The organism is Pseudarthrobacter adonitolis (assembly GCF_055412845.1).
In genome coordinates this window covers 278,778-299,094 of the sequence record NZ_JBVAYW010000001.1, presented here as the reverse complement: position 1 = coordinate 299,094, position 20,317 = coordinate 278,778, and the positions used below count along the sequence as shown (strand labels likewise).

The window sequence follows — 20,317 nt, the reverse complement described above, 5'->3', positions numbered from 1 at the left end:
GGGGCACGCTCACGGCGTCGCCTGCCCGGCATCGGGATTGCCCACGTCGGGAGCGTCGCCGGCAGGGCTGCCACCGGAAGGGCCGACGGCGGGACTGTCGTTGATGAACCGGCGCGGCACCCGCGGGCTGATCCGGGTCACGATCTCGTAGTTGTTGGTGCCGGCGGCGGCCGCCCAGTCATCCGCGGTGGGCCCGCCGTCGTCCCCGTTGCCGAACAGCACCGCTTCGGCGCCGAAGAGATCCGCAGTGGAGGGGCCGATGTTGCCAAGGTCGATGACCATCTGGTCCATGGCGATCCGGCCCACCACGGGGTAGGTCCGGCCAGCCACCCGGACGGGACCGCCGGTGGCAATGCGGGGCACGCCGTCGGCGTAGCCCAGCGGGATCAGCGCCAGGGTGCTGGGGCCGCTGGTGCGGTAGCGCAGGCCGTAGGAGACGCCTTGGCCGTCGGGGACCTGCTTGCATTGGGACACCAAGGTGCGCAGCGTCATAGCGGGCCGGAGGCCCAGTTCGGCGGAAGTCTGGCCTTCAAAGGGCGAGAGGCCATAGATGCCCAGGCCCACGCGGACCAGGTCAAAGTGCGTATCGGGGCGGGACAGCGTGGCGGGGGTGTTGGCCAGGTGGCGGACTTCGGGGTCCACGCCCGCGTCCTCGGCCACGGCCAGCACCTCGCGGAAAGCCGCCAACTGTTCATCGGTTTCCGGCCGTTCGGGTTCATCCGCCACGGACAGATGGGAGAAGATGCCCACCACGCGCAGGAGGCCCTGGTCCTGGTATTCCATGGCTTCGCCCAGCAGCTGGTCCCAGGCATCGAGCGTTACGCCGTTCCGTCCCAGCCCCGTGTCCACTTTCAGGTGGATCCGGGCGGGACGCTCCTGGTCACGTGCGGCGGCCGCAATGCGGTCCAGTTCCCAGCCGGAGCAACCGATGTCGACGCCGGCAGCCACGGCCGCCGCGAAGTTGCTTTCCGCCGTGTGCAGCCAGGCCAGCAGCGGGGCATCGATGCCCGCGGCCCGCAGTGCCAGGGCCTCGGAGATGTGCGCGACCCCCAGCCAGGATGCGCCGGCTTCGAGGGCGGCCCGGGCCACCGGAACCGCGCCGTGTCCGTACGCGTCGGCCTTCACCACGGCCATGACCTTGGCGGGTGAGGCCGCGTCCGCCAGCCGTCGCACGTTGTGGCGGATGGCGTCCAGGTCGATGACGGCGGACCGCTCGTACAGAGGATCAGGTCCTGAGGCCGCGCTGAAGTCTCCGGTTGTTACGGGATAAGTCACGTTAGTGATTCTAGTGCGGGCGCTCAGGGCGGGATAATCGCGGCGCCAGGGCGCCCGCGTTGAGGCGCCTGGCGCCCCGGCGTAGGGCGCTCAGGCGTCGGACAGGTGGGCGATGGTGGCGGTGGCCCGGCGCTGTGCCGCCAGCGGGACGTCGCTGATAATGTCGGCGAGGAAACCGAAGCGGCGGAGCCACTGGCTGCTCTGGCGTTCCGGCCGGGAGTTGGCCCGCTTCCACCAGTCGGCGATGTCTCCCCAGCCGGGCGCCGCCAGCGAACCGCCCACCTCCTGCACGGCCAGGGACGCGCAAAGGTTGGCGAAGCGGAGCCGGTTTCCCAGCGGCCAGCCGGCCAGGCTGCCCACGATGAAGGCCGCGTCAAAGCAGTCGCCGGCTCCGGTGGGATCAAAGGCAGTCACCGGCAACGACGGCACCCACTCCTCCTCGCCCGTCTCCGAGTCCACAGCCATGGCACCCTGCGCGCCGAGCGTCACTACTGCCACTGGCACGCGGTCCGCCAACGCGTACAGCGCGGACCACGGATTGTCCTTCCCCGTGAAGGCCATCGCCTCGCGCTGGTTGGGCAGGAAGGCATGGAAATACTGCAGGTTCTCGAGCCGGACCGGTGACCACTTCCCGCTGGGGTCCCAGCCCACATCCCCGAACAGCTTCACGCCGGCCTGGTGCGCGGCCACGGCCCACGGTTCGATCTCATCGTCCAGTTCGGCAATGCCGGCGAGCGCAGGGGGCGGCAACCCGATCAGTTCCGACGACGTCACGGGGGCCGGGTGGCCGTGCGTCACCAGGGAACGGTCGTTGTGGACGCTGAGCGAGACGGTGACTGGGGAATGCCACCCCGGGATGCGGCGCGACAGGCTCAGGTCCACGTGTTCCTGCCCGGCCAGGATTTTCCAGTTGTAGTCCCCGTAGCCGTCGTCGCCGAAGGCGGCTGCCAGTCCCGTGCGCAGCCCCAGCCTCGCCGCGGCAATGGCCTGGTTCGCGACGCCGCCGGGGCAGCTGCCCATGCCCTCGCTCCAGATTTCCGTGCCCGGCTCGGGCGCGTGCGGCAGTCCCGTGAAGATGATGTCCTGGAAAACCGTACCGGCCAGCAGCAGGTCGAACCCGCCGTCGGACGGTGTGCGGACGGTTGAGAGCGGATCGAAGCGGCGGTCCGGGATGGCGTCCATGTCCGGCACACTACGCCCTGCCGCGGCCCCACGGTAGGGGCGCGACCGGCGGCCCCCTAGACTGCTGACTATGCGGCTTATGATTGCCGGCGGCGGCGGGTTCCGCGTGCCGCTTGTATACCGGGCGCTGGCGTCCGGCGCGTTTGCGGGGCTGGTCAGCGAACTGGTGCTGTTCGACGTCGATCCCGCCCGCCTCAGTGCCATCACCGCGGTTCTGCACGCCATGCCGGAGTCCGACGGCGGCGCTAACGCAGGCCCGAGCGCAGGTGCCAAGCCGCCCGCCGTGCACACAACCACGTCCCTGCCGGAGGCCCTGGCGGGTACAGACCTGGTGTTCGCGGCCATCCGTCCCGGCGGCACGGCCGGCCGGATCAACGACGAACGCGTGGCCCAGGACCTTGGCCTGCTCGGCCAGGAAACCACCGGCGCAGGCGGCATCTCCTACGCTCTGCGCACCATCCCCGAAATGCTGCACCTGGCGCGGCAGATGCTGGAGCTCTGCCCGGACGCCTGGCTGATCAACTTCACCAACCCGGCCGGCATGGTCACCGAAGCCCTGCTGCCTGTCCTTGGCCGCCGGGTCATCGGGATCTGCGATTCCGCGGGTGGGCTGGTGCACCGGGCGGCCCGCGCGGCCGGCCTGCCGCTGCCGGACGGAAGGCTCGACGGCGTGGGTTACTTCGGTCTCAACCACCTGGGCTGGCTCTACCGGCTGGGGTCCGGCGGCCAGGATCTGCTGCCTGCGCTGCTGTCGGACCCGGCCGGCCTCGACACGTTTGAGGAAGGCCGGCTCTTCCCGCAGCCGTTCCTCCAGGACCTCGGCGCCCTGCCCAACGAATACCTCTATTACTACTACCAGCGGGACAGCGCCACCGCGGCCATGCGCGCCATGGCCCAGACCCGCGGCGAGTCCATCCACCACCAGCAGGCCGCGCTGTACCCGCGGCTCGCCTCTGCCGGGGCGGACGCCTACAGACTGTGGGACGCCGCCCGCCGCTCGCGGGAGGAAGGCTACCTCGCCGAGGCACGGACCCACGGCGAGCAGCGCGACGAGGACGACCTCGCCGGCGGCGGCTACGAACGCGTCGCCCTGGCCGTGATGCGCGCCTTGGCGGGGGCCGGGGATGCCCAGCTCATCCTCAACACCCCCAACACGCTTCCGCCCGATCCTGGCGGGGCGACCGCCCCCGGGGGCATCCCTCCGGAACCGGCCATTCCGGGGCTGCCGGCGGACGCCGTCGTCGAGGTCCCCTGCGCCGTAACGCCCGACGGCGCGGTGCCGCTTCCGCAGTCAGCCCCGGGACCGGAGCAACTCACCTTGCTCCTGCGCGTCAAGGAGGTCGAGCGGCTCACTGTCCGGGCAGCGACGCACGGAGACCGGGCAGCCGCCGTCGACGCTTTCAGCCGGCATCCTCTGGTGGACTCCCCCGCACTCGGAGCCCAGTTGCTGGCCGGCTACGAACGCTCGTTCCCTGCGCTGAGGGAGCTCTGGGGGGCTAGAGCTTCCGGTACATCACGTGTAGGCCCACGTATCCCAGTTTCGGGTGATTGAACGCGTCGGGGATGGTGGCGAGGATTTCGAAGCCCATGCCCTGCCAGGCAGCCACCGCGCGGACATTGCTTTCCGCCACGGCGTTGAACTGCATGGCCCGGAAGCCCGCGTCGCGGGCCGCGTCCAGAGAGTAGGCGCACAGTGCCCGCGCCACGCCTTTGCCGTTGTGGCCGCCGTGGACCATGTAGCCGGCGTTGGCCACGTGGCTGCCGGCGCCGCCCTGGTTGGGGTGCAGCTCGCCCGTGCCGATAACGCTGCCGTCGGCCGTCACGGCCACAAAGGCCTGGCCGGGGGCGTCCTTGAACCAGCGGGTGCGGGCGTCCGACTCTGTGGTGTACCGGTCCCAGGTGAACGTCTCGCCGGACCTGATGACGGGCTCCAGCACTGTCCACATGCCGGGCCAGTCGGCGTCCGTGGCGGGGCGGATCGAGTACTCTGCGGAACTGGGCAGAGTTGTGGCTGCATTCACACGCGCCACGTTAGCAGCCCGTCACGTGCGGGAGACCGCCCGGGAGCGGCTGGAGTAGTGTTTTACCGAGTGGGCAACAGCGGGGCCCACGCCGCGCCAGCGACGGGAAGGAGAAGCCATGACATTGATCCGCAGGGTCGCGTTACTCTCCCTCCACACCTCCCCAATGGAGCAGCCAGGCTCCGGCGACGCCGGCGGGATGAACGTCTACATCCGGGAGCTGGCCTCTGCGCTCGCCGAGACCGGCGTGGAGGTAGAGATCTTCACGCGTTCCACCTCAGCCAAGCAGGCCGCCGTCGAGCATCCGGACCCCGGGGTATGCGTCCACAACGTGCTGGCCGGGCCGCCGCGGAAGATCCCCAAGGAAGAACTGCCGGCGCTGCTGCACAGCATGGTGGCCGAGATCGAGCAGATCCGCCAGCGCCAGCCGCACGGCCGCTACGACGTCGTCCATTCGCACTATTGGGTGTCCGGGATCGCCGGCCTGGAGCTCTCGGAGCTTTGGGGTGTGCCGCTCGTCCATACCATGCACACCATGGCCAAGGTCAAAAACCTTCTGCTGGAGTCCGGCGAACAGCCCGAGCCGCGGCGGCGCGAAGAGGGCGAGCACCGGATCGTCGACGGCGCCGCCCGCCTGATCGCCAACACCACCGCCGAAGCCGAAGAGCTGGTGTCCCACTACGGTGCCGATTACGACCGCATCGATGTGGCGCCGCCGGGCGTGGACCTCAGCACCTTTGCACCCGCGTTCCGCGCGCGGTCCCGGGCCGAACGGGGTGTATCGCCGGAGACGTTCCACCTGGTGTTCGCGGGCAGGATCCAGCGGCTGAAAGGCCCGCAGGTCCTGCTCAAGGCCGCGGCCCTGCTTCGCGCCCGGCGGCCCGAGATCGATCTCAGGCTCACCATCTTGGGTGCCCTCAGCGGCAACAAGGACTTCAACCTCCGGCACCTGATCGCGGAGTCTGGAATGGACGACGTCGTCACGCACCTTCCCCCGGTCAGCGCGGCTGACCTGGCGTCCTGGTTCCGGGCGGCCGACGTTGTGGTGATGCCTTCCTACAGCGAATCGTTCGGCCTGGTGGCCATTGAGGCACAGGCCTGCGGGACACCCGTGGTGGGCACCCGGGTGGGCGGACTGTCCCGCGCCATCTGCCATGGCCGGACCGGGCTGCTGGTGGACGGGCACCACGCCTCGGACTGGGCGGACGCGCTCGAAGCCATGTACGACGATCCCGACACCCGTGCCGATATGGGGCGGGCCGCGGCCATCCGGGCGGAGAACCTGGGCTGGCAGCGCACTGCCGCCATCACGCTCGAAACGTACCACGCCGCCGTCGAACAGCATCTGGGCCACCGGCTGATCCCGGCGGTCCCGGCACCGTAGGCGGCGGGCAGCCGCCGTCGGCCTTCAGTACCCGGCCCCAACCAAAGGACAAGGATGTCTGAACGGAATACCCTCAGCGACCTCGAGATCGCACGGCAAGCCACTATGAGGCCCATCGAGGAGATTGCAGCTGCCGCGGGCATCAATGCCGCCGCGCTGGAACTGTACGGGCGGTACAAAGCGAAGGTTGATCCGGCACGGCTGACCGCTGCGGCACCGGCAGGGAAAGTGGTGCTGGTCTCGGCGATGTCGCCCACGCCGGCTGGTGAGGGAAAGTCCACCACCACGGTGGGGCTCGCCGATTCGCTGGCCCGGGCCGGGCACAAGGTGATGATCGCGCTGCGGGAACCCTCGTTGGGCCCCATACTGGGCATGAAGGGTGGGGCTACGGGGGGCGGCTACTCCCAGGTGCTGCCCATGGACGAGATCAACCTGCACTTCACCGGTGATTTCCATGCCGTGACGTCTGCGAACAATGCCCTGATGGCGCTCGTGGACAACCACATCTATCAAGGCAACGAGCTGAACATCGACCCCCGGCGGATGACGTTCAAACGCGTCCTGGACATGAATGACAGGGCGCTCCGAGAGGTCATCATCGGCCTGGGCGGGCCCACCCAGGGTGTCCCCCGGCAGGACGGCTTCGACATCACCGTGGCTTCGGAGATCATGGCGGTTTTCTGTCTGGCCACCAGCCTGGCTGACCTCCGCGAGCGCCTGGGCCGGATCACGTTCGGCTACACGTACTCCCGGGTTCCGGTCACCGTGGCGGACCTCGGCGTCCAGGGCGCCTTGACCCTGCTCCTGAAGGAAGCCATCAAGCCCAACCTGGTACAGACCATAGCCGGCACTCCCGCGCTGGTACACGGCGGGCCGTTCGCCAACATCGCGCACGGCTGCAACTCGCTGATCGCCACCCAGACGGCCCGGCGGCTCGCGGACATCGTGGTCACCGAGGCCGGCTTCGGCGCTGACCTGGGCGCGGAGAAGTACATGGACATCAAGGCGCGGATCGCTGACGTGGCACCGTCCGCCGTCGTGGTTGTGGCCACCGTCCGCGCGCTCAAGATGCACGGCGGTGTACCCAAGGACCGGCTGACGGAACCCGACGTCCAGGCGCTGCAGGCCGGCGTCGCGAATCTCCGGCGGCACGTGCACAACGTGGAGAAGTTCGGGGTGGCGCCGGTGGTGGCCATCAACAGGTTTTCGTCCGACACCGAAGAGGAGCTGGACTGGCTGCTGGAATGGTGTGCGGCGGAGGGGGTCCAGGCCGCGGTGGCGGACGTCTGGGGCCGGGGCGGCGGCGGCGACGGCGGCGACGAACTGGCCGCGAAGGTCGCGGCCGCGGTGGCTGCGCCGAACAGCTTCCACCATCTGTATACCCTGGAGCTGCCTGTGGAGGAGAAGATCCGGACCATTGCGCAGGAGATCTACGGCGCCGACGGCGTGGACTTCTCCGTCCCTGCCCTGAAGCGCCTGGCTGACATCGAAAAGAACGGCTGGTCCGGGCTGACCGTCTGCATGGCCAAGACCCAGTATTCTTTCACCGACGACGCCTCGCGGCTGGGGGCGCCCAAGGGCTTCACCGTGCACGTCCGCGACCTCATCCCCAAGACCGGCGCGGGTTTCATCGTGGCCCTGACCGGCGCCGTGATGACGATGCCCGGCCTCCCCGCGGCCCCCGCGGCAATGCGTATGGATGTGGACGACGCCGGCAACCCAGTAGGCCTCTCCTGACCCACCCCCTCCCCCGGACGCTCTCTCACCTGTGGATAACTTCTGCGGGCAACGGCCACTCTGAGGAACAATGCCGGTATGCACACGCAGACCGCGCTTCCCGCCACACTGGCATCAGGTCCGTTCACGCTCACGGAGGCCACAGCAGAAGGCGTCCCTCGGAATCGTCTCCTCCGGCCCGACGTCGCCCATGTCAGTCGCGGACTGTACCGGCCCGCTGACTGGGATTTCGAACTTGAGGCGACCGCCCGTGCGCTCTCGGAAGCCACTCCGGGTGCATGGATCTCGCACGTGACGGCGGCACGTCTTCGCAGCTCATGCCTTCCACCGTGGCTCTCCGACTCCACGGAACTACATCTCAGCAAGCCGCGTTCCTTGCCGAGCGTTCGCCGCAAAGGCGTGATTGGGCACACGGTGACGGTGGCTGATGACGAGGTCGAATCGGTTGACGGAATCCTCATCAGCACGCGGCCGCGCACGTGGCTGGACATGGCCCGGGTAGTGCCGCTGAAGGACCTTGTCTGCCTGGGCGACGAATTGATCCGGCTGCCCCGGCAGGAATTTGAAAGCCGTAACGTACCGTTTGCCACCGTTGAGGAGCTGCGAGCCCTGACGGATCGGCACAAAAACCTGCAAGGAATCGTCCGCGCCCGCGAAGCCCTGGAACTCATGCGCGTGGGAGCGGATTCCGTCCCGGAGACCCTTCTCCGGCTGGCAATGCTCGACGCCGGGGTCCCCGAGCCCCAGCTTCAGCTCAGGCTGCGCGAGGCAGACCCGCTGTCGCCGTCGGCGGACCTGGGATACCGCCATCGGCGCGTGGCCATCCAGTACGACGGCGGCCATCACCTCGTGCCCAAACAGCAGCTCAGCGATCGGCGACGGGACAAGGCCTTCGAAGCCGCTGGCTGGACGGTCCTCATTTTCGATAACGATGATCTGGCCGACGGATTCGAACGCGCCGTCAGGATGATCAAAAGGCAACTGCGGTCCGCCCGGGTGGATCCCGCCGTCGTGTCCGGCTTTTCGCGCTCGATGTAGTGCGAGAGCGTCCGTCAGAAACGCCCCAAAGGTGAGAGAGCGTCGCAAGGGCCGCCAAACGCCGGACGCTCCCCCACCAGTCGGGTGAGGGAGCGTCCGCAATGCAGGGTGGAGCGGGGTCAGCGCTCGAGGTCGCCGCGGATGAAGGCCTCTACCTTTTCACGGGCGAGGTCGTCGTTGAACTGCTCCGGCGGGGACTTCATGAAGTAGCTCGAGGCCGAGAGCAGCGGGCCACCGATGCCGCGGTCCAAGCCGATCTTGGCGGCACGGATGGCGTCGATGATCACGCCAGCGGAGTTGGGTGAGTCCCAGACCTCGAGCTTGTACTCCAGCGACACGGGTGCGTCACCGAAGTTGCGGCCCTCGAGGCGGACGAAGGCCCACTTGCGGTCGTCGAGCCACTGGACGTAGTCGGACGGGCCGATGTGGACGTTGCGCGGTGCAATGTCGGCTTCAACGTTGGACGTCACGGCCTGCGTCTTGGAGATCTTTTTGGACTCGAGGCGGTCGCGCTCCAGCATGTTCTTGAAGTCCATATTGCCGCCGACGTTCAGCTGGTACGTGCGGTCCAGCGTGACGCCGCGGTCTTCGAAGAGCTTTGCCATAACGCGGTGCGTGATGGTGGCACCGATCTGGCTCTTGATGTCGTCGCCCACGATCGGGACGCCGGCGGCCGTGAACTTGTCGGCCCATTCCTTGGTGCCGGCGATGAACACTGGGAGGGCGTTGACGAAGGCCACGCCCGCGTCGATGGCAGCCTGCGCGTAGAAGTGGGCCGCATCCTCGGAACCAACCGGGAGATAGCAGACCATAACGTCGGCCTTGGATTCGCGGAGTGCGGCGACGATATCAACGGGCTCTTCGGCGGACTGTTCGATGGTCTCGAGGTAGTACTTGCCGAGGCCGTCGAGGGTGTGGCCGCGCTGGACGGTCACGCCGGTTGGGGGCACGTCGGCGATCTTGATGGTGTTGTTCTCGCTAGCCAGGATGGCGTCGGCGAGGTCCACGCCCACCTTCTTGCCGTCCACATCAAAAGCGGCAACAAACTGTACATCGTTGACGTGGTACTTGCCGAACTCCACGTGCATCAGACCCGGGATCGTGGCTTGGGGATCGGCGTCGCGGTAGTAATGCACACCTTGGACGAGCGAGGCGGCGCAGTTACCCACACCAACGATGGCAACACGAATCGGATTTGCAGACACGGAACTCCTTTGAAGACAACTTCAGCCGCCAGGACGGTCAGTGCCGGAAAGTACGACGGCGGCATGCTGGCAGTGCGCCATTCGGCGCCTTTTCATCTTACCCAACCGAGCCCGGGCCGGGATTGTTCCCGGCCCGGCTAATTGAAGCGTTACGTGGTTACTTCTGCTTCCACAGGTTGATGTCCGATTCAACGGCGAACTCGTCGATGGCATTGGCCTCATCGGCCGTGAAGTCTAGGTTGTTGATGGCGGACAGGGTGTCTTCCAGCTGCCGGACGCTGGAAGCGCCGACGAGTGCGGATGTCACGGAGGAGCCCTTGCCCTGCTCGCGGAGGATCCAGGCGATCGCCATTTGCGCGAGGGTCTGCCCGCGGCCCTCGGCGATCCGGTTGAGCCCGCGCACACGGTCCAGATTTTCGTCCGTAATCATGGCTTCGTCCAGGGACTTCTGCTGCGCTGCCCGGGAATCCGCGGGCACGCCGTTGAGGTAGCGGCCCGTGAGCATCCCCTGCGCCAGCGGCGAGAAGGCGATGCAGCCGGCGCCCACCTGCTCCAGCGCCTCGTAGAGGTTGGGGCTGCCGTTCTCGGTCCAGCGGTTCAGCATGGAGTAGCTCGGCTGGTGGATCAGCAGCGGCGTGCCCAGTTCCTTCAGGATCCGGGCCGCTTCGAGGGTCTGCTCCGGGGTGTAGGACGAGATGCCGGCGTACAGGGCCTTGCCCGAGCGGACTGCGTGGTCCAGGGCGCCCATGGTCTCTTCCATCGGAGTTTCCGGGTCCGGCCGGTGGCTGTAGAAGATGTCCACGTAATCCAGGCCCATGCGCTCCAGGGACTGGTCCAGGCTGGCCAGCAGGTACTTGCGGGAGCCCCAGTTGCCGTACGGCCCGGGCCACATGTCATAGCCGGCCTTGCTGGAGATGATGAGTTCGTCGCGGTACGGCTTGAAGTCATCCTTGAAGTGGCGGCCGAAGTTGGTCTCGGCGGCGCCGTAGGGCGGACCGTAGTTGTTTGCGAGGTCGAAGTGGGTGACACCCAGATCGAAGGCGCGGCGCAGGATGGCGCGCTGCACTTCGAAGGGCTTGTCGTCGCCGAAGTTATGCCAGAGGCCCAGGGAAATGGCCGGCAGCTTCAGTCCGCTGCGTCCGACACGGCGGTAGGGCATGGATTCATAGCGATTTTCCGCGGCTGAATAAGTCATACATACCATCCTGCCACCTGTGACGCGCGCTACAGACCGCAAGGGTCGTGGTTACGGCCTCGGAGCCGGCAGGGAATTGACGACGGCGGCAATCGCCTTGTCGTATTGGGGCGCCTGCAGGTAGTCGCTGTGGCTCACTACGAGGAACTGGTAGGTGAAGGGATCTATCTCCTGCGCATACGGGTCAGTGTCCACGCAGTCGTTACCTCTGGGACCTTTGTAGAGCACCGGGAAACCGAGGTAATCGGTCTTGCGGTACAGGTTCACCCACCGGTTGGAGCCCGGGCCTAGGATGTCACTAAGGTTCAGATATTTTGGTTCCAAAGCGCCCTGAAGTCGTTCCCTTTCCGTGTGCGGACCGCCGGGTGCCCGGAGCGGGGTGCGCGCAACGGCGGCCGTGGAGAGCACCGCTGGCCCCAGAAGTTCAGGGAAGAACCGGCCAAAGTACGGTCTCAGCTGGGTTCCGTAGGTCAACAGGCCGAGCCGCTCAAAGGGCAAGGTGGGACGGGTTGCCTTCAAATGGAACAGCGCGCTGACGGCGATCACCGCGCCCAGGCTGTGCGCCGAGATTGCCACCTTTCCGGTTCCTGCCGGCGGTGAACCCTCGGAGCCGTCCAACCAGGCTGCAATCCTGGCGGCATATTCAGGGACCGCCCGCTCGCCATAGCTGGGGGGACCAAAGGGATGCGCTGTCTTGGGCATAAAGCACATGAGATCCCACAGGAGCGCCATGGGCCGGGAATTCGGCCGGGCTGACAGGACCGCCAGGGCAACGATGGTGGCACCGGCCGCGGCAAGGCCCAGGACCCCAAGGTCTTCGATAAGCCCATACAAACCTGCCACCCAGCCGACGTTCCACCAGTCCTTGAAGGTGCCCAGGACCAGGGCCGAGAGCAGTCCCAGGAAGATGAGGATGGCCAGTAGCGACACCACAGCTTCTGCCCGGTGGGCGAGGGAAGCAGTCCGCCTGGCAGCTACCAGCTTGCGGCCGGCCGCGGCCTCCTGTGGCAGGGGCGGAGCTGCATTGTAAAAGCCCAGCAGTTCCAAGATCGCGTTATCTGGCTTATTCCAGGCCATGGAACGCACCGCCTGCCAGGAGCAGAAACCCCACACAAGGGCGGCCAGGACGATCACTGCCAGGAGCAGCCCGCTGAAGAGCCGAAAGACCGACGGCGGTTCCAGCACGTCGAGCGCGACGACGCCGTACCGCCACATGCCGTCGTCGGTAGTGCTTCGCCGCTCCATGTTGCGCTGCAGCAGGGTTGCCGCTGCACCAACGATCGCGCAGCTCAGGATGGTTGCGGCTCCCAGGGCGAGGGTGGCGAAGACGGCCGAGCCCTTCCCCCGCCAGCCCAGCGTCCGCGGGTCGTAGCCCTTCCTGTTTAGCAGGCACATGCTGATGATCAGCGCCAGCATCGCGAACATAAGACCCGCCGGCGCGGTGCCCAGTCCCAGCATGCGTGTTACCCCCGCGGCGCCTTCGGCTGCGACGGGAACTCCGCCGGCGTCATCACCGGAAAGAACCGAAGCCAGCACCGCCACGACCGCGCTAATCACGGCCGCGCCGGCGATCGGCCCCTGCCAGGAGGATCCGTCATGGACCGGCACGTCCGGGTTGTCTGCCGACTTCCGGACGGTTTCAATCCCGGCGCCGGCCACCGCAACAACCCCTATCAGCCAGGCGGCCATCATCGCGTACCCGGTCACCGACATAGACCCGGTCGCCAGCTCCCCGACACAGCCGGTGAAAAATGAGCTCAGGTGCCCGCAGTCCGTACTGTCGATCCGTGTCCAGAATCCGTCCCACGCGATCATGGCACCAACTGCGGCGAGCGCAGCCCACACGTGCAGCCCTCCGTTGTAGCGGATTTCCCGACGGGCTTCCCACAGAGTCGGGATCATGAGGCTGGGGATCGCCTGTTCCTCTGGGGCAACCGGGGCGAACCCTGCCGGAGTGCCTGGTCGAAGGTTGGGCCTGGGGTGGAACCGGGTCCGCGCCAGGTAGGCGATCCCAGCCAGAATCCCCACTCCAACGAGGGGTGCCAGGGCAAACAGGGCGATGCGTTGGCCCCGGGTCCATAGGGCCAGGCCGTCAAGGAAAGCCGGCAGCGGGGAGCAGATCCGGCCCTCCTGCTGCGGCACGTCCGCCGCTTCATTGGCATCGATGTCGACCGGAAAACACTGGACGGCGATCAGGTCCATGAAGACCACGGCCGCCGTCACCACAAAATACAGGGTGAGGGCCAGCGCGAAAAGCCGGATCCGTCCCGCACCATCCCACCCGCGTGGCACATTGTCTGCGTAGACCACAGGTGCAACCTCGGCGGCCGCAGCGTCCGGTTGCTGCTTTACCACCGGCAACGGCCGACTCCAATAGGCGGCGTTGGTCAGCCCAAATGGCATCAGCAGGAACCAGGCCGTGCGGACCAGGGCATCGGCGATTTTGCTGACGATGCCTACACCCGTGAACCGGGCCAGCCGGCCCCACGAGTACGCCTCCACCACCACCTTCTCATCGGCCGCGGCGGCCCGGCCAACCCCGCCACTAGTCCCGGCCTTGGCCCGATAAAAGCCCGCGAGTTCGTCACCCCAGGAGAGCTCAACGTCGTCGGGCTTGAGCAACCTGTTGCCTGATCGGAGGAGTTCATGGGGCGGCGTATTGCGGATGCCGTGGATGCGGAGTTCCAGCGTGGCAGCAACCTTCGACGCCTTTTTCGCTGGGTCACCCATGACGGCCTCCATCGCCCGTACACCACCGAGCCGCCCATCACGGCTGGTCAGTACGCGAATAGTACGCCCGGGTAACTACAGTGTCTACGTCAACTCGAGGCTACTTCTGCCCCAGTAGTCATGACCGCCCCACTGTGCGCCGAAAGCACGAACACATCCGCGTCCAGCGAAGAGGCGTGGTCCGTCGAGAGCAGCACCGTGCCCCGCACATCGTCCAGGCGCACAGGCGACGCGGAGAAGTTCAACAGCACCTCCACGGACCCGCGCCGGAAACGCAACCAGCCGGCGTCGTCGTCGAATGTCACGTCCGTTTCCGCGAACCCCAGGCCGGCCAGTTCGGGGTAAGCGCGCCGCAACGCGGTCAACGAGCGGTACAGCGACAGGAGCCGCGCGTGGTCACCGTGGCTAGCCTCCGCCCAGTTGAGTTTGGAGCACCGGAACGTTTCGGGATCCTGCGGATCGGGGACGACGGCGGGATCCCACCCCATACGTTCGAACTCGCGGATCCTGCCCTCCGCCGTCGCCTTGCCCAGCTCCGGCTCGGGATGCGAGGTGAAAAACTGCCACGGCGTGGAGGCACCAAATTCCTCACCCATAAACAGCATGGGCGTAAATGGCGAGGTCAGCGTCAGTACCGCGGTCACGGCCAGCGGACCGTAGGGCAGGGACTGGGACAGTCTGTCCCCGATGGCCCGGTTGCCGATCTGGTCGTGGTTCTGGCTGCACACCACCAAGGCCGCGGGGTGGACCAGCGAAGTGTTGATGGGCCGGCCGTGATGGCGTCCGCGGAAGCTGGAGTAGCTGCCGTCGTGCAGGAAGCCGTCCTTGAGGACCTTGGCCAGCACGCCGAGGGACGCAAAGTCGCCGTAATACCCCGCGGTCTCGCCGCTGACGTTGACGTGCACCGCGTGGTGGAAGTCGTCGCTCCACTGCCCGGCGAGGCCGTAGCCGTTGGCATCGCGGGGGTAGATCAGCCGCGGATTGTTGAGGTCCGATTCGGCGATGAGGGTCTTGGGAAGCCCGGTCTCCGCGGAGATCGCATCGCCAAGCGTGCCGAGCTCCTCCAGGACGTGCACGGCCCGCTCGTCACGGAGAGCGTGGACCGCATCCAGACGCAGGCCGTCCACGTGATAATCGCGCAGCCACAGGGCTGCATTGTCCAGGATGTATTCACGCACGACGTCGGACCCCGGGCCATCGAGGTTGACCGAATCGCCCCACGTGTTGGCGTCGCCCTGCTTGAGGTACGGACCGAATCTGGGCAGATAGTTCCCGCTGGGTCCCAGGTGGTTATAGACCACATCCTGGATGACGCCCAGCCCGGCTGCATGGGCCGCGTCCACAAAACGCTGGTAAGCCGCGGGCCCGCCGTAGCCTTCGTGGACCGCGAACCACTGCACGCCGTCGTAGCCCCAGTTGTGGGTGCCGTTGAATCCGTTAACCGGCAGCAGCTCGACAAAGTCGATGCCGAGGGCCGCGAGGTAGCCGAGTTTGTCTGCGGCTGCATCGAGCGTTCCCTCGGGCGTAAAGGTTCCGACGTGGAGTTCGTAGATGACCGAGCCGCGCAGTTCCTTCCCGGACCAGCCGGCGTCCTGCCAGGCGTAGGAGCCGGGATCGTAGGTGCGGGACAGAGCATGGACGCCATCCGGGAGGCGACGCGACCGGGGGTCGGGCAGCGGGTGCGTATCACCGTCGAGCAGGTAGCCGTAGTCCACGTCTGCGTCCGCCGGGGCGTCCGGCGCGGACCACCAGCCATCTGCGCCGGGGCCTCCGGACACCTGCTTCATGGGGTAGTGCTGACCGTTGGCGAGCAGCGAGACGGCCGAGGCGTCCGGGGCCCAGACATCGAACCGGCCGGAACCGTGGTGCGTCAGGCTCATGCGTTGTCTCCGTTCACGGGCGCGAGCAGCGCCACAGGGTAAGGCTGGAGGATGTCGGCCACGTGCACCGGGCCGGGGCCGTGCGTCCGTCCCGTGAGTTCGTCCCGAAAGGCAATGGAAAGTTCGACGGCGGTGTCCCGCCACCCGCCGGCGCGTTCCAGTCCGAAGGGGAGCCGAGTGGCAAGGGTCAAGGCGCCTGGTGTGCCGCCAGTGCCGTTGCTGTCCGCCCCGCGGTTGAACGCCACCAGATGGTCCACGGCAGCGCCGGAAGCAAAAACGGGCCGGTAGCCCTGGAAGAGTTCAGGCCGGTCCCGGCGGAGTCGGAGCGCCCGGGAGGTTACCAGCAGTTTCGTGGTCTCGTCCCGGAAGTCTGCCGGAATCGTGCCGGCATCCAGCGCGGCCAAAGCCACGCCGCGGCGTTCAAAGTCGACAGCCCGCCGGTTGTCCGGGTCGGCCAGCGACCGGTCCCGGAATTCCGTCCCTTGATAAACGTCCGGCACCCCCGGCATGGTCAGCTGGAGCAGCTTCAGGGACAACGAGTTGGCGGCGGCAAAGGCATCCGTCCTGGCGACGAAGTCCGCGATCACCTTGGTGACCCGGGCGTCGTCGAACGCAGCATTAACAGCTGCCTTGACGCGTGATTCGAACTTCTGGTCCGGATCGGTCCACGTGGTGGAGTTGGCTGCCTCCCGGGCAGCCTTTTCCGCATAGGCCTGCAGCCGTTCCCGCGACGCCGGCCACGCACCGATGACCGCCTGCCACAGTAAGGCCTCGAACGGGCCGTCGGGCACCGGGGCCAGGTCTCGGAGGGTGTCCAAGGTTGCTGCCCACTCGTCCGGCAGCTCGGCGATCACGGTGATCCGTGCCCGGGCGTCCTCGCTGCGCTTGGTGTCGTGCGTGGTCAACGTGGTCATGGACAGTGGCAGGAACTCCTGGCGCTCGGCCATCCGCCGGTGGAACTCTTCCGGGGCGAGCGAAAAATGGGACGGGTCCGCTCCCACCTCCGTCAGTGTCCCCAGCCGGGTGTAGCGGTAGAAGGCTGTGTCCTCAACACCCTTGGCCATCACCATGCCGGACGTTTGCTGGAACCGCCCGCCAAGTTCAGTCTCGGGCTTCAGCAGCAGGGGCAGCAGCACGTCCAACACGTCGGCCAGGTCAGGGCGCTGGCGAGCCGCAGCCGCGCAGGCCTCGCGCAGCACGTCCTCACCTGCGGGCAGGTATGTGCGGTACACGGGGAAGGCCGCGATGACCTGGGCCAGGGCATCCGCAGCGACGTCCACAGACAGGTCAGCAGACAGCCGCGCGTCAGAGGGGACCAGGCGGGCCAACCGCAGGATCTCGGACCGCAGCATGCCGTCCGCCACGGCGCGCTTGGTCCCTAGGATCATGGCCGCATAGTCCGCAGAATCCCCGGAGCGGAGCTTTGCATCCAACGCGTCCAACGCAGCCGCGCCGGCCGGGTCCACCAGCAGGCGGTCCAGGTCGGCCAGGGCGTCGTAGCCGGTGGTGCCCTCGCAGGCGAATTCCGTCGGAAGCTGCTCCCCCGGCTCCAGGATCTTCTCCACCAAGACGTAGGCGCCCCCGCTGAGGTCCTTGAGCCAGCGAAGATACCCGGCAGGATCAGCCAAGCCGTCCGGGTGGTCCACGCGCAGGCCGTCAACCAGGCCGTCGTCGAACCAGCGCTTCACCTCGGAATGTGCCTGGTCGAAGACCCAAGGGTCCTCCACGCGGATGCCCGCCAGGGTGTTGACGGCGAAGAACCGCCGGTAGTTCAGCTCGCTGTCCGCCCGGCGCCAGGAGACGAGTTCGTAGTGCTGCCGGTCGTGCACAGCCTGCGGAGAGTCGCCGTCGGAGTATGAACCTGCGGCCAGCGGAAAGCGGTGGCCGTAATAGTGGAGCTCGCCATCTGCAACCTCCAGAAGCTCACGGTCGTCATCGCTGCCCAGAACGGGGATCCGGATCCTGCCGGCACCAAAGTCCCAGTCGACGTCGAATGCTTCCGCGTACGGCGAGCCCCGCCCTTCCTGCAGCAGCGACCACCACCACGGGTTCTGCGCCGGCGAGGCCACGCCCACGTGGTTGGGGACGATGTCTACGAGCACGCCCAGGCTATGGGCGCGGGCAGCCTCGGAAAGTGCCAGTAGCCCTTCCGGGCCACCCCGCTCCGGATCCACCGACGACGGATCCGTCACGTCATAGCCGTGATCGGAACCGCGTTCCGCCGTGAGGATCGGAGACAGGTAGACCCAATCAGCGCCCAGTGATTTCAGGTACGGAACGGTCGCAGCCGCATCAAAGAGCGTGAAGCTGCTGCGAATCTGAAGCCGGTACGTGGACGCCGGAGCCTTCACTTGGCGCCGTCCTTCCAGCCCCCCACTTTCGTGGTCTTCCCGGGCTCGGCCACCATGGGTGTGCTGAGGGACTCGGTCTCACTGGTGGCGGTCTGCGACAGTGCGGCGAGCGACGCGGCTACGGAATGGTCCGGTTCAACATCGGGAACAGTGTGGGCACGGAGCACCAGCAGCGACTTTGCGTCTACCGGCAAAGCCTCACCGGCCTTGACCGGCTCGGTGTCCGCATTGTGGCCGGCGGTATCGATGATAATGTCCCAGGCCGGCGCATACTCATCGGCCGGAAGGGTGAAATTCACCATGTCATCGTGGGCGTTGAAGTACAGCAGGAAATTCACGTCTGTGATCCGGCGGCCGCGGACATCCTTGCCCTGGATGCCGTCGCCGTTGAGGAACACTCCTACCGAGCGGCCGAAGCCGCTGTCCCAGTCCTCCGGTTGCATGGTGCTGGCGTCCACGTCAAGCCATACGATGTCCGGCAGGCGTTCGCCTTCGCCTCTACGGACGGGGCGGCCGTCGAAGAACCTGCTCCGGCGGAAGGTGGGGTGCTTGGCGCGGAGCGCGTTGACGGCGGCCGTGAACTCGATGAGCGGCTGGTCGATGGTCTCCCAGTTGATCCAGGTCAGTTCCGAATCCTGGCAGTAGCCGTTGTTGTTGCCCTGCTGGGTGCGGCCCAGTTCGTCTCCGTGCAGCAGCATGGGAACACCCTGGGACAGGAGCAGCGACGCGATGAAGTTCCGCTGCTGGCGGGCGCGCAGACCCAGGACGGCGGGATCGTCGGTGGGGCCTTCCGCCCCGCAGTTCCAGGACCGGTTGTGGGATTCGCCGTCGTTGTTGTCCTCGCCGTTGGCGTCGTTATGCTTCTCGTTGTAGGACACGAGGTCGGCGAGCGTGAAGCCGTCATGGGCGGTGACAAAGTTGATGGACGCCACGGGCCGGCGGCCCGAGTGCTCGTACAGGTCAGCGGAGCCGGTGAGGCGGGAGGCGAATTCGCCCAGTGTGGCCGGTTCGCCGCGCCAGAAGTCCCGGACCGTGTCGCGGTACTGGCCGTTCCATTCCGTCCACTGCGGCGGGAAGTTGCCCACCTGGTAGCCGCCAGGACCCACATCCCAAGGCTCGGCGATGAGCTTGACCTGGGACACTACAGGGTCCTGCTGGATAAGTTCGAAGAAGGTGGAGAGCTTGTCCACGTCGTAGAACTCGCGGGCCAGGGTGGAAGCAAGGTCGAAGCGGAAGCCATCCACGTGCATTTCGGTGACCCAGTACCGCAAGGAATCCATGAGCAGCTGCAGGGAGTGCGGCTGGCGGACATTGAGCGAATTGCCCGTTCCCGTGTAGTCCATGTAGTGCTTCTCGTCGCCCTCCATGAGGCGGTAGTAGGAGGCGTTGTCGATGCCCTTGAAGGACAGGGTGGGGCCCAGGTGGTTACCCTCGGCGGTGTGGTTGTACACCACGTCCAGGATCACTTCGATGCCCGCCCGGTGCAGGGTGCGGACCATTGCTTTGAAGTCCTGGACCTGCTGGCCGGTGTCGCCGGTGGAGCTGTAGGTGTTCTGCGGCGCAAAGAAGCCGATGGTGTTGTAGCCCCAGTAGTTGCTCAAACCTTTGTCCTGCAGAGTTCCCTCGTTGACGAACTGGTGCACCGGCATCAGTTCGATGGCCGTGATGCCCAGTTTCTGCAGGTGCGCGATGACCGACGGGTGCGCCACGCCGGCGTAGGTGCCGCGCTGCTCCTCGGGGATCTCCGGGTGGAGCTGCGTGAGGCCCTTGACGTGGGCCTCGTAAATGACCGATTTGTGGTACGGAATGCGCAGGTTGTGGTCGCCGTCCCAGTCGAAGAACGGGTTGATCACCACGCCCATCATCATGTGCGGCGCGGAGTCGTCGTTATTGATGGAGTCCGGCTCGCCCAGGTTGTAGGAGAAGAGTGCCGGGTCCCAGTCCATCTGGCCGTGCACGGCCTTGGCGTAGGGGTCCAAGAGCAGTTTGTTGGGGTTGAAGCGGTTGCCGGAATCCGGGTCGTAGGGCCCGTGGACGCGGTAGCCGTATTTCTGGCCCGGCTGGACCTGCGGGACGTAGCCGTGCCACACGTAGCCGTCCACTTCGTCAAGCTCGAACCGCGTTTCCACGCCGTCGTCATCGAAGAGGCACAGCTCTACCTTTTCGGCGCGTTCGCTGAACAAAGCGAAGTTCGTGCCGGTCCCGTCAAAAGTGGCGCCAAGCGGATATGCCGTTCCGGGCCAGATTTCCATGTGTGCTCCTCATCGTTGTTCGGCAGCGGGAGCGTGGACACAAAACCGCCCCTGCCGGTGCAGAACC

13 protein-coding genes are annotated in these 20,317 nt (G+C 66.8%); 4 read left to right on the top strand and 9 right to left on the bottom strand.

Going from position 1 to position 20,317, the window contains the following annotated elements; all coding sequences use genetic code 11:
* Positions 1-9 precede the first annotated feature (9 nt).
* Positions 10-1,275 carry an alanine racemase gene (gene alr, locus ACZYZ4_RS01540; protein WP_463857540.1) on the bottom strand — a complete coding sequence of 422 codons (1,266 nt, stop codon included), beginning with the start codon at positions 1,273-1,275 and terminating at the stop codon, positions 10-12.
* Between the two features lie 90 nt (positions 1,276-1,365).
* Complete coding sequence (locus ACZYZ4_RS01535) at positions 1,366-2,457, bottom strand: carbohydrate kinase family protein (RefSeq protein ID WP_463857538.1); 1,092 nt, start codon at positions 2,455-2,457, stop codon at positions 1,366-1,368.
* A 70-nt stretch (positions 2,458-2,527) separates the two neighbouring features.
* On the opposite strand from ACZYZ4_RS01535, the gene ACZYZ4_RS01530 reads away from it, so the two are divergent.
* Positions 2,528-4,009 carry a family 4 glycosyl hydrolase gene (locus ACZYZ4_RS01530; RefSeq protein WP_463857536.1) on the top strand — a complete coding sequence of 494 codons (1,482 nt, stop codon included), beginning with the start codon at positions 2,528-2,530 and terminating at the stop codon, positions 4,007-4,009.
* On the opposite strand, the gene ACZYZ4_RS01525 is transcribed toward ACZYZ4_RS01530, so the two are convergent.
* The gene (locus ACZYZ4_RS01525; protein ID WP_463857889.1) at positions 3,954-4,403 is read right to left on the bottom strand and encodes a GNAT family N-acetyltransferase; all 450 of its coding nucleotides are present in this window, start codon (positions 4,401-4,403) and stop codon (positions 3,954-3,956) included. The genes ACZYZ4_RS01530 and ACZYZ4_RS01525 overlap by 56 nt on opposite strands.
* Before the next feature lie 193 nt (positions 4,404-4,596).
* On the opposite strand from ACZYZ4_RS01525, the gene mshA reads away from it, so the two are divergent.
* The 3 genes from mshA to ACZYZ4_RS01510 all read left to right on the top strand — a co-directional run bounded on the left by mshA (position 4,597) and on the right by ACZYZ4_RS01510 (position 8,637).
* Positions 4,597-5,862, top strand: a complete 1,266-nt coding sequence (gene mshA / locus ACZYZ4_RS01520; protein ID WP_463857534.1) for a D-inositol-3-phosphate glycosyltransferase — start codon at positions 4,597-4,599, stop codon at positions 5,860-5,862.
* Positions 5,863-5,916: 54 nt separating this feature from the next.
* Positions 5,917-7,599, top strand: a complete 1,683-nt coding sequence (locus ACZYZ4_RS01515; RefSeq protein WP_463857532.1) for a formate--tetrahydrofolate ligase — start codon at positions 5,917-5,919, stop codon at positions 7,597-7,599.
* 78 nt (positions 7,600-7,677) lie between these two features.
* Positions 7,678-8,637, top strand: a complete 960-nt coding sequence (locus ACZYZ4_RS01510; RefSeq protein WP_463857530.1) for a DUF559 domain-containing protein — start codon at positions 7,678-7,680, stop codon at positions 8,635-8,637.
* Between the two features lie 119 nt (positions 8,638-8,756).
* On the opposite strand, the gene ACZYZ4_RS01505 is transcribed toward ACZYZ4_RS01510, so the two are convergent.
* The 6 genes from ACZYZ4_RS01505 to glgX form a co-directional block, all read right to left on the bottom strand.
* Positions 8,757-9,842: an inositol-3-phosphate synthase gene (locus ACZYZ4_RS01505; protein ID WP_111906578.1), complete on the bottom strand. Its 1,086-nt coding sequence runs from the start codon at positions 9,840-9,842 to the stop codon at positions 8,757-8,759.
* A 157-nt stretch (positions 9,843-9,999) separates the two neighbouring features.
* Positions 10,000-11,037, bottom strand: coding sequence for an L-glyceraldehyde 3-phosphate reductase (gene mgrA / locus ACZYZ4_RS01500; RefSeq protein WP_463857529.1), 1,038 nt, complete (start codon positions 11,035-11,037; stop codon positions 10,000-10,002).
* Between the two features lie 51 nt (positions 11,038-11,088).
* Entirely contained in the window at positions 11,089-13,767 is a 2,679-nt protein-coding gene (locus ACZYZ4_RS01495) for a hypothetical protein (RefSeq protein WP_463857527.1), read from the bottom strand.
* An 89-nt stretch (positions 13,768-13,856) separates the two neighbouring features.
* Positions 13,857-15,647 (bottom strand): malto-oligosyltrehalose trehalohydrolase, encoded by a 1,791-nt coding sequence (gene treZ, locus ACZYZ4_RS01490; RefSeq protein ID WP_463857525.1) that lies wholly within the window; start codon positions 15,645-15,647, stop codon positions 13,857-13,859.
* Positions 15,644-17,998: a malto-oligosyltrehalose synthase gene (gene treY, locus ACZYZ4_RS01485; protein ID WP_463857523.1), complete on the bottom strand. Its 2,355-nt coding sequence runs from the start codon at positions 17,996-17,998 to the stop codon at positions 15,644-15,646. The genes treZ and treY overlap by 4 nt, the downstream gene beginning before the upstream one ends.
* Positions 17,995-20,250 carry a glycogen debranching protein GlgX gene (glgX, locus tag ACZYZ4_RS01480; protein WP_463857521.1) on the bottom strand — a complete coding sequence of 752 codons (2,256 nt, stop codon included), beginning with the start codon at positions 20,248-20,250 and terminating at the stop codon, positions 17,995-17,997. The genes treY and glgX overlap by 4 nt, the downstream gene beginning before the upstream one ends.
* Positions 20,251-20,317 lie beyond the last annotated feature (67 nt).